At 64.7% G+C, this 2,842-nt stretch carries 2 protein-coding genes and 2 pseudogenes; 2 read left to right on the forward strand and 2 right to left on the reverse strand.

The features are described from left to right. Window positions 1-1,112: pseudogene (locus tag DIE06_RS39370) on the reverse strand (adhesin); the annotation flags it as partial. Here DIE06_RS39370 and DIE06_RS39375 point away from each other — a divergent pair. After that, a complete protein-coding gene (locus DIE06_RS39375; protein WP_260433908.1) occupies window positions 1,075-1,713 on the forward strand; it encodes a hypothetical protein in 639 nt (212 codons plus the stop codon). The pseudogene DIE06_RS39370 and the gene DIE06_RS39375 sit on opposite strands and share 38 nt — an antisense overlap. Here DIE06_RS39375 and DIE06_RS39685 read toward each other — a convergent pair. Continuing rightward, window positions 1,704-2,522, reverse strand: a pseudogene (locus DIE06_RS39685) (hypothetical protein); the annotation flags it as partial. The gene DIE06_RS39375 and the pseudogene DIE06_RS39685 sit on opposite strands and share 10 nt — an antisense overlap. Here DIE06_RS39685 and DIE06_RS39390 point away from each other — a divergent pair. Continuing rightward, window positions 2,410-2,842, forward strand: a 433-nt coding sequence (locus tag DIE06_RS39390) for a hypothetical protein (protein WP_260433907.1), incomplete at its 3' end; no start/stop codon positions are given. The pseudogene DIE06_RS39685 and the gene DIE06_RS39390 overlap by 113 nt on opposite strands.

The following is a 2,842-nucleotide window of genomic DNA, read 5'->3' on the forward strand; positions in this document are numbered from 1 at the left end:
CCCGTCGACAGCGAGCTGTCCGCCGTCGAGGTCGAGGTCGACAGCGACGTCACGCTGCTGTTCGTCGTGCTCAGGCCCGTCGACAGCGAGCTGGCCGTCGTCGACGTCGAGGTCGACAGCGACGTCACGCTGCTGTTCGTCGTGCTCAGACCCGTCGACAACGAGCTGGCCGTCGTCGACGTCGAGGTCGACAGCGACGTCACGCTGCTGTTCGTCGTGCTCAGACCCGTGGACAGTGAAGTAATCGTGCTTGTCGTGCCCGACATCGTCGTCGACAAACTATCGACGGCCAGATTGGTCGAGTACAACTGCGAGCCATTCACTGCATCCGTGCTCGTTGCGGTCACCTGGCCAGCGGCCACATTGGTGATCTGGCGCTCCGCGCCTGCCGCACCAACACTGACCACACTGGTCGGATTGGTGCCTGCGTAGCTGTACGTCACCCCGCCCACGGTACCGGTCGCAGTCGGACTCGGCGTGCTCGTGACCGAGCCGCTTCCCAGTGCAACGTCACCCGGATTGGTAGTCGCGATCGCACCATTACCGATCGCCACGTTGCCGGTCGTTGCCCCCGCCGTGCCCGCCATCGAGTTCTGGCCCAGCGCGACCGATCCCGGACCTTGCGCGGTATTCGTATTGCCGATCGCCAGCGCACCGTTGCCGGTCGCCGTGTTGTTCGCACCTACCGCGACCGCACCGGTGCCGGTCGCCGTGTTTGGATCGCCGATGGCCACCGCACCGCTACCGTTGGCCGTCTGGCCCTCGCCCAGCGCGATCGCACCGGTGCCGGCAACGACCGTCGAGTTGTGGCCGCCGGCGATCGAGCCGGGGCCTGCCGCTGCCGACACCGTGTTGCTGTCGCCGATCGCTACGGTCGATGCCGCGGCCGCGGTCGAGCTGTTGCCCACCGCGACGCTTTGCGCGCCGGCCGCATTGGTCGCGTTGCCGATCGCAGTGGCCGCGGTTGCGCCGGCCGTCGCACCGGTGCCAGCCGCCATCGCGTTGATCCCGGTCGCACCGTCGTTGTTGTAGTTGCCTTGCTGCGTGCCGTTGTCGTTCACGCTGTAGTAATGCGTGCGCGTCGCCGACACAACCGTCGAAAGCGAGCTCACGTTGCTGTTCGTCGTGCTCAGGCCCGTGGACAGCGAGCTGGCCGTCGTCGAGGTCGACGTCGACAGCGACGTCACGTTGCTGTTCGTCGTGCTCAAGCCGGTCGACAGTGAGCTCGCGCCCGTCGACAACGACGTAATCGAGCTGTTCGCCGACGAGAGTCCCGTCGAGGTCGAGGTCGACAGTGAAGTTACCGTGCTGTTCGTCGTGCTCAGACCCGTCGACAGCGAGCTGGCCGTCGTCGACGTCGAGGTCGAAAGCGACGCCACGCTGCTGTCCGTCGTGCTCAGGCCGGTCGACAGCGAGCTTTCTGCCGTCGATGTCGAAGTCGACAGCGACGTCACGCTGCTGTTCGTTGTGCTCAGGCCGGTCGACAACGAGCTGGCCGTCGTCGACGTCGAGGTCGACAGCGACGTCACACTGCTGTTCGTTGTGCTCAGGCCGGTCGACAACGAGCTGGCCGTCGTCGACGTCGAGGTCGACAGCGACGTTACACTGCTGTTCGTCGTGCTCAGCCCCGTGGACAGTGAAGTAATCGTGCTCGTCGTACCCGACACGGACGTCGACAAACTATCGACAGCGAGGTTGGTCGCGAACAACTGAGATCCGTTGATCGCATCCGTGCTCGTTGCATTTACTTGGCCTGCTGCAACATTCGTGACCTGACGCTCTGCACCAGGCGCACCCACGCTTACGACACTCGTTGGTACCGTGCCGGCCACCGAATAGGTCACTCCGCCAACGGTTTCCGAGGAAGTCGGATGCGGCGCGGCTGTCACTGAACCCGCCCCCAAAGCGACGTCCCCTACGCTGGCGCCCGCCGTGGCGAACCTACCAATGGCAATCGACCAGTCTTGCGCGGCTGTGGATGCGGCGCCCAGCGCCATGGAAGCAGCGCCAAGCGCACTGTTTGACGTGCCGATCGCGATCGCATTGTTGTTGGCTGCGTTGTTGTATGCACCGATCGCCACCGCGTCTGTAATAGAAGCGGAATTCCCCAGGCCCACGGCCACCGCACCATTGCCAGTCGCCGTCGATATTTGACCAATTGCTACGGTTCCGTATCCGTTCGCATTGGCGCCATTGCCGACCGCAATGCTTCCAGCCCCGGCCGTCGTGGCCGAATTGCCGACCGCCACACTTTGGTCGCCGCCAGCATTCGTCGCATTACCTACCGCCGTCGCGGCCGCACCTCCAGCCAACGCGCCAGTTCCGGCGGCCAGCGCGTTAATCCCGGTCGCTCCGTCGTTGTTGTAGTTACCTGCCTGGACGCCGTTGTCGTTCACACTGTAGTAGTGCGTGCGTGTCGCCGAGACCACCGTCGACAACGAAGTCACATTGCTGTTTGTCGTGCTCAGGCCCGTCGACAGCGAGCTGGCCGTCGTCGATGTGGAAGTCGACAGCGACGCCACGCTGCTGTTCGTCGTGCTCAGACCCGTCGACAACGAGCTCACGCCCGTCGACAACGAGCTGGCCGTCGTCGACGTCGAGGTCGACAGCGACGCCACGCTGCTGTTCGTCGTGCTCAGGCCCGTCGACAACGAGCTGGCCGTCGTCGACGTCGAAGTCGACAGCGACGCCACGCTGCTGTTCGTCGTGCTCAGGCCCGTCGACAGCGAGCTAGCCGTCGTCGACGTCGACGTCGACAGCGACGCCACGTTGCTGTTCGTCGTGCTCAAGCCGGTCGACAGTGAGCTCGCGCCCGTCGACAACGACGTAATCGAGCTGTTCG

Source organism: Burkholderia sp. Bp8998 (genome assembly GCF_003854235.1).
In the GTDB taxonomy this organism is placed as follows: Bacteria; Pseudomonadota; Gammaproteobacteria; order Burkholderiales; family Burkholderiaceae; genus Burkholderia.